The 7,235-nt window shown below is 71.4% G+C and carries 5 protein-coding genes; 1 reads left to right on the forward strand and 4 read right to left on the reverse strand.

Features of this window, described 5'->3' with window-relative positions; all coding sequences use genetic code 11:
• Positions 1 to 1,343, reverse strand: a 1,343-nt coding sequence (locus tag CCL05_RS41450) for a streptophobe family protein (protein WP_167409722.1), incomplete at its 3' end; no start/stop codon positions are given.
• Positions 1,344 to 1,584: 241 nt separating this feature from the next.
• On the opposite strand from CCL05_RS41450, the gene CCL05_RS41455 reads away from it, so the two are divergent.
• Positions 1,585 to 4,146 (forward strand): ABC transporter ATP-binding protein/permease, encoded by a 2,562-nt coding sequence (locus tag CCL05_RS41455; RefSeq protein ID WP_208641734.1) that lies wholly within the window; start codon positions 1,585 to 1,587, stop codon positions 4,144 to 4,146.
• A gap of 107 nt (positions 4,147 to 4,253) precedes the next feature.
• Here CCL05_RS41455 and CCL05_RS41460 read toward each other — a convergent pair whose 3' ends face one another.
• From CCL05_RS41460 to CCL05_RS41470, 3 genes are all read right to left on the reverse strand, one after another.
• Entirely contained in the window at positions 4,254 to 4,982 is a 729-nt protein-coding gene (locus tag CCL05_RS41460; protein ID WP_086565723.1) for a transglycosylase SLT domain-containing protein, read from the reverse strand.
• Positions 4,983 to 5,337: 355 nt separating this feature from the next.
• Entirely contained in the window at positions 5,338 to 6,390 is a 1,053-nt protein-coding gene (locus CCL05_RS41465) for an S-adenosylmethionine:tRNA ribosyltransferase-isomerase (RefSeq protein WP_086565724.1), read from the reverse strand.
• Positions 6,387 to 7,085 (reverse strand): SDR family NAD(P)-dependent oxidoreductase, encoded by a 699-nt coding sequence (locus CCL05_RS41470; protein ID WP_086565725.1) that lies wholly within the window; start codon positions 7,083 to 7,085, stop codon positions 6,387 to 6,389. The genes CCL05_RS41465 and CCL05_RS41470 overlap by 4 nt, the downstream gene beginning before the upstream one ends.
• Positions 7,086 to 7,235: the final 150 nt, after the last annotated feature.

Here is a 7,235-nt window from a genome sequence, read left to right on the forward strand (position 1 = left end):
ACCGCCCCGGCCCCTGCGCCCCACACCGCGCCCAGCAGCAGGGCCATGCCGAGGTGCCCGTGCAGGTCGATGCCCGCGCCGAACGCGTCGAAGCCGAGGACGGACAGCGAGGCGGTCACGGACACGTCCGTCAGCCAGGCGAGCAGTGGCAGGGTCAGCGCGGTCACGACCGCCAGTCGCAGCGCACACCGCCCCGCGAAACCGAGCGCACCCGAACCCCGTACGTTCCCAGGACCGGGCACGGGCACCGGTGTCCGCACCGCTGTCAACACCCCCGCCAGCAGCATCATCAGCGCCGCCGCCACCCCCAGCAGCCACACCCGCCCGTCCAGCTCGGCCAGCCGCCCCAGCGTCACGGGCTGGTCGGAGCGGACCGCGAGCAGGTCGTCCAGGGGGTCCGGCAGCAGGCGGGTCAGTTCACCCGTGGCCCGGCCGTCCCACGGCACGAGCAGGCCGATCGGGACGCCCAGCCACACTCCGTTAGGCGCCCCGAGCAGCGCCGCGCCGGCGATGCGCCGGGGATGGTCGTCGCCGGTCGCCGCGTACGCCGCCGCCGCGAGCCCCGCCGCAACCGCGACCAGCAGCACGGTCACCACGGCGGAAACGGCGGGCCGCACGACCCGGTGCACGGCCTCCCAGCCCCGGGGCAGCGGCGTGCGGCGCGAGGCGAGCAGGGCGATGAGGAGGATCCCGGCCGACCAGCCGGCCCCGCCGAGCAGCGTGGGCGCGGTGTCGACCGTGAAACCGACCGCCGCCCGCGCGTCGACCAGGTCGCCGATCCGGTCCGGCAGCAACCCCCCGATGTCCCCCAGCCCGGGAATCTCCAGGCCGTCTCCACCGTCCCCGCCCGCCAGGTCGTCCAGGCCCAGCGCGCCGCCGTCGATCGTGATGACGTCGTGCCCCGCCCACGCCAGCCCGCCCAGCATCGCCACGAACAGCGCGACCACCGCGCCCGCACGCGCGAGGAGTTCGGCCGGCGCTGTCACAACTCCCGCCGCCCGCAAGGACCGTAGGAAGAAGTACGACAGCAGCAACGCTCCGACCAGGCTCACCCCCAGTGGCGTGATCTCGATGGCCGTGTCCGCCTGCGCGCCCGTGAGGCCGAACGCGGACACATCACCGGACGGTGTGACCGAACCACCCGCCCCAAGGGCCACCACCGCCGCGGTCATCGGCCCCAACGAGCCCGCCGTGTCCGCCTCCAGCAGCCGCAGACCCAGCGCAGCCGTACCCGCCATCCCGACCAACGCCCAGCTCACGGCGGCGACGGCGGACATCAGCACGTCCCCCCACGGCACGCGCGTGCCGTCCCTCGCCGTCCCGACACCTGTACCGGCACCCATGGCAGACCCCCCGATCCGCTGCGCGGCGGGAACACCGCGCATGTCCCCCTCGCGTCGAAATACCACTCTCCGGCCCGTTTTCAACCCCGTCAACGGAATCGGCAGATGCCTCCGTACACGCTCTTCACGAGGCCCGACTTTCGGTCAGGCGGCCGCTACTGAAATAGTTCCCCCCGATGTTCGACATCCCTAGACTCCCCATGTCGGGGGTAACTCGGGGGACAACTCAGTGGGGCATGGAGTGCCGGAACTCGTACTGGAATCAAACGGACGTACCTGGACGCTCGATCCGTCCAGGGCCTACACCCTCGGACGTGATCCGCAGGGGGACGTCGTCTTCGACGACGCCAGGGTCTCCTGGCGTCACGCCACGGTCAGCTTCAACGGCCGCAGTTGGGTCATCGAGGACCATGGCAGCACCAACGGCACCTTCGTGCAGGGGCAGCGGATCCATCAGCTGGAACTCGGCCCGGGCTCTGCGGTCAACCTGGGCAACGCGACCGACGGCCCGCGCCTGGACTTCTCCGGTGCCGCCGCCTCCGTCGCCACGCCGCAGGCCCAGCCGCAGCAGCAGCCGTACGCCGCTCAGGGCGCGAACCCCGGCTGGGCCCAGCAGGCCCCTGCCCAGCAGGCACCCGCCCAGCAGGCGCCCTACCAGCAGCAGCCCCAGGCCCCGCAGCAGCAGGCCCAGGCCGGCTGGCAGCAGCCGCAGCAGCACGCGGCGCACATCCCGCAGCAGCAGGGCCCCGGCGGCGTCGCGGGGGCGCCGCCGGTCTACGGCGACCGCAGCCCGACCACGTTCCACCAGTTCTCCCTGGGCCGCGTGATGCGCATCGGCCGTGCCCTGGAGAACGAGCTGGTCGTCTCCGACCTCCAGGTCTCCCGGAACCACGCCGAGTTCCACTCGACGCCCGACGGGCGCATGGAGATCCGCGACCTGGGCTCGCACAACGGCACGTACGTCAACGGCCAGCCGATCCCCAAGGGCGGCACGCAGCTGCTCGGCCCGACCGACGTCGTCGGCGTCGGCCACTCGACGTTCCGGATCGTCGGCGACCGGCTCGAGGAGTTCGTCGACACCGGTGAGGTGTCCTTCTCCGCGCGCCACCTGACCGTCACGGTCGACGGCGGCAAGCAGATCCTCAAGGACGTCTCCTTCGGCGTCCCGGAGAAGTCGCTGATCGCGGTCATCGGCCCGTCCGGATCCGGCAAGTCGACGCTGCTCAAGGCGCTCACCGGCTACCGCCCGGCCGACCAGGGCGAGGTCCTCTACGACAACCGCAACCTCTACAAGCAGTTCGCCGAGCTGCGCCAGCGCATCGGTCTGGTCCCGCAGGACGACATCCTGCACAAGGAGCTGACCGTCAAGAAGGCCCTCAAGTACGCGGCCAAGCTCCGTTTCCCGGCCGACACCACGGCCGCCGAGCGCGACGCCCGTATCGACGAGGTGCTGCGCGAGCTGAAGCTGGACATCCACAAGGACAAGAAGGTCACGTCCCTGTCCGGCGGCCAGCGCAAGCGCGTCTCCGTGGCCCTGGAGCTGCTCACCAAGCCGTCGCTGATCTTCCTGGACGAGCCGACCTCCGGCCTCGACCCGGGCATGGACCGCGATGTCATGCAGCTGCTGCGCGGCCTGGCGGACGACGGCCGTACGGTCCTCGTCGTCACCCACTCCGTGGCGGAGCTGGCGCTGTGCGACAAGCTGCTCGTGATGGCGCCCGGCGGTTCGGTGGCCTACTTCGGGCCGCCGGAGGAGGCGCTGAACTTCTTCGGCTACGACACCTGGGCCGATGTCTTCTCCGCCTTCGAGAACTACCGCGACTACGACTGGGCGGGCCGCTGGAAGGGCTCGCAGCACTACCAGATGTACGCCGCGGACATCGACGCCGTAGCGCCGCAGTCCGTACAGGTTCCGCCGATGCAGGCGATGAAGCCGCCGAAGCCGCAGGGCTGGATGTCCCAGTTCGTCACGCTCGTGCGGCGCTACGTCTCGGTGATCGCGTCCGACAAGGGCTTCCTCGCCCTGATGGTGATCCTGCCGGCCGTGCTCGGCGCGGTGAGCCTGCTCATCGACGCGGACCGGGGCCTGCTGCCCAACCCGGCCAACCCGCAGACCGGCCGGATCATCCCGAACGGCACGGCCACCACGGTCCTGCTGATCCTCGCGGTCGGCGCCTGCTTCGCGGGCGCGGCGAACTCGGTCCGCGAGCTGATCAAGGAACGGGTCATCTACGAGCGGGAGCGCGCGACCGGCCTGTCGCGCTCGGCGTACCTGATGTCGAAGGTGTTCGTGCTCGGCATGATCACCGTCCTGCAGGGCCTGCTGGTCGGCGTCATCGGCTTCTCCAGCCGGGAGATCCCTGACGAGGGCCTGGTCTTCGGCAGTGCCACGCTGCTGGAGCTGTCCGTGCCGATCATGGCGCTGGGCTTCACCTCGATGATGTTCGGCCTGATCATCTCGTCGCTGGTCAAGACCGCCGAGAAGACCATGCCGCTGCTGGTGATGTTCGCGATCATCCAGGTCGTCTTCACGGGCTGTCTGTTCACGCTGCACGGCTCGATCGGCGTCAACCAGTTCTCGTTCCTCATGCCGTCGCGCTGGGCGGTCGCCGCCTCCGGCGCCACACTGGACTTCAACAAGATCAGCCCGCCCGAGACGGCCGGCGACACCGACCCGCTGTGGGAGCACACGGTCGGGGCCTGGGCCATGGACATGGGCGCGCTCCTCGCGCTCGGCGTGATCTGCGGCTTCTTCGTGGCCCGCTTCCTGCGCCGCCACGAGCCCGAGGTCATGCGCAAGTAGTCACCAGCGAGTAGTCACCGCTCCACCGCGCCCGAAGGGCGGCACCCCGTCAGGAGGGTGCCGCCCTTCGGCGTTCGTTCAGCGATGCAGAGAGGTCCGCGCCGGCCTCAGTACGCGCTGTTGACGTTGTCCATCGAGCCGTACTTGTCAGCCGCGTAGTTGCAGGCGGCGGTGATGTTGGCGACCGGGTTGTAGATGTCCCAGGAGGTGCCGGGGACGTGGTACGCCTTGAAGGTCGGCGGGATGACCTGGAGCAGGCCCTTCGACGGGATGCCGTTGATGGCGTTGATGTCCCAGTTGTTGATCGCCCGCGGGTTGCCCGAGGACTCCCGGATGATGTTGCGGTGGATGCCGTCGTAGGACGCCGGGATCTTGTGCTTCTTCAGGATGTCGAGCGACTCGCGGATCCAGCCGTCGAGGTTGTTCGGGTAGCTCTTGGCGGCGGCCTTCTTGACCTGGGCGCGCTTGGCGGCCCGGCTCGCGGCCTCCTTGGCCTGGCGCGCGGCCTCGGCCTTCTTCTTCGCGGCCGCGGCGGCGGCCTGCTTCTTGGCGGCGGCCGCGGCGTCGGCCTTCTTCTTCGCCGCTATCTGCTCCGCCTTCAGGCTGGCAGTGGCCATCTGGTCCGTGACGCTCGCCTTGACGTCCTTGATCTGCTCGGTGCTGAACGCCACCGCAGCCGGCTGAGCGGCCTCGGTCGTGGTCTTGGTCGAGGCGCCGCTCGGCACCGCGGAGAAACCGATGGCGGCGGCGCCGAGGGTGGCGACACCCGCCATGGCGATCTTGTGGTGACGGGTCAGGCTACGACTCTGAACACGGCTGAAGATGTTCTTGGGCATGCTGCTGTGGACCTCTTCGAATAGCGCGGGAGTCGCTCGGCGTCCGGCGTTGGACTCGGTGTGTTTCCGACACGAACGCCGCGGAGGTGAACCCACGGCGCTGAGCGACGGCAGCAATTCTTAGCGGCCGCAAAATGGCGTGGCAAAGGTGTGACGTACGATGCCCGATAGTGGATCAGGGAGGGGCAAATCGGGGCAGACTGGACCGTCTGAGCCGCTCAATAGGTGGGGCTTTGTCTCCTATGCACTTTCGTACGTGACGTGGGTCCTATGCGCGGGCTCACACCGGGTGGAGTGCGGTCTCACCGCTGGTTGCACAAGCGATGCTGTGTGTGAGGGATTTGCCACGCCGTCACTACGGCAGGACGAGGTGCACGTCCCCGAACTCGTGCCACAGATAGCGGCCCTGGAGCGCGGCCTCGTAGCCACGCTCGATCGCCTCCCGCCCGGCGACCGCCTCCAGCATCAGCAGATGCGAGGCCTCCGGCTCGTGCAGCCCGGTCAGCAGCCCGTCCACCACACGCACCCCGCGCTCCGGTGTGACGACGAGATCCGTCCACCCCGCACGCGCGCGTGCGCCCCCGTCGGCGCCCACCGTCGACTCCACGGCCCGCACCGCCGTCGTCCCCACCGCCAGCACCCGGCCGCCACCGGCCTTCGCGGCGTTGATCAGCCGCGCCGACGCCCCGGGCACCGCGAAGCGCTCCGGATACGGCGGCTCGTGCGCCTCCGCCGACGCCACCCCCGTGTGCAGGGTGACCGGCGCGAACTGCACGCCCCGGCTCACCAGCTCCGCCACCAGCCGCGCCGTGAAGGGCCGCGCCGCGCTCGGCATCTCCGCACTGCCCGCCCCGTCCGCGGACGGCAGCGCGAACACCGTCTGGTAGACGGACAACGGCTGGTCGCGCTCCGTGTACGCGTAGCGAATGGGCCGCCCGTGCTCCCGCAGCAGGCCCGGCACCCCCGGCCCCGCGACCCGCGCCCACCACAGCCGCCCGCTCCGCCCGCTCCGCCCGCTCAGCGGCTCCTGCAGAACCAGCCACCCGCCTCCCGGCAGGCGCACCCGCGTACCCGCGGGCCCACCCGCACGCGGACGCGTGGTGCCCCGCCCATCGGGCTCCCGCAGCTCCACCGCCCAGCGGTCGTCGTCCCCGCGCGTGGAGAAATGCACCACCACGCGCGCGTGCCCGATCCGCCCGTCCACGGCCGCCGCCAGCGTGGCCGAGGTGTTGACCACGAGGAGATCGCCGGCCCGCAGCAGCCGCGGCAGCTCCGTGAACGTGTGATGCGCCACCTCGACACCCCGGGACACCAGCAGCCGCACGGCATCCCGGTCCAGCCCGGGGCCCCGCTGCTCGACCGGCACCCGGGCCGACAGCTCCTCCGGCACCCGCACGGCCGGCGTCACCGCACTCCGTCCACGAGAGCCGGAGCCCCGTACCTCCCGCTCGCGGGCCGCTCGTCCAGCAGCCGCAGGAACCCCGGCACCACAGCCGCCGGCTCAGGCCGCGGCTCGTGATCCTCCGGTACGGCCGCCGCATACAGGTCCGTGGCCATGTCCCCGGGATCCACCGCCCAGACCCGCAGCCCCGGCTCCTCCACGGCGAGCACCGCCATCAGCTGGTCCAGTGCCGCCTTGGACGCCCCGTAGCCGCCCCAGGTCTCGTACGCCTCGAAGGCCGCGTCCGAACTGACGGCCACGACGGTCCCGGCCTGCGAGGCGCGCAGCAGCGGCAGCGCCTCCTGGACCAGGCCGAGCCCCGCCACCAGGTTCACCTCCAGCGCCCGCCGCAGCCCCTCCAGGGGCAGCTCCTCCAGCCGCACCAGCGGCTCGGCACCCAGCGCGCTCGCGTTGTGCACCAGCAGGTCGGCGCCGCCGAGCCGCCCCGCCGCCGACACCAGTGCCGCCCGGTGCGCGGCGTCCGTGACGTCTCCCGGCAGGGCGGTCACGCGCGTGCCGTGCCCGGAGACGGCCTCTGCGGCTTCCCTCAGTGCCTCCGCGCCCCTGGCATCGAGCACCAGATTCCAGCCCCGCCCGGCCAGCGCCTCCGCGAGCGCCCGGCCCAGCCCCTTCGAGGCCCCGGTGATGATCGCAACCGGCATGATCCGCTCCCTCGCCGTGATCGTGTGCCCTCACCGTAGGAACCGGGACACCCGGACCGCCTCGGACGCGGGCCGCAGTCCACCGGGTCCCTTCGCCCTACGCCACCGGCCCGGTGCCCCGGCCTAGGCCGTGTCCGCAAAGTCAGGGCA

This window comes from Streptomyces africanus (assembly GCF_002150735.1).
Classification (GTDB): domain Bacteria; phylum Actinomycetota; class Actinomycetes; order Streptomycetales; family Streptomycetaceae; genus Streptomyces; species Streptomyces africanus.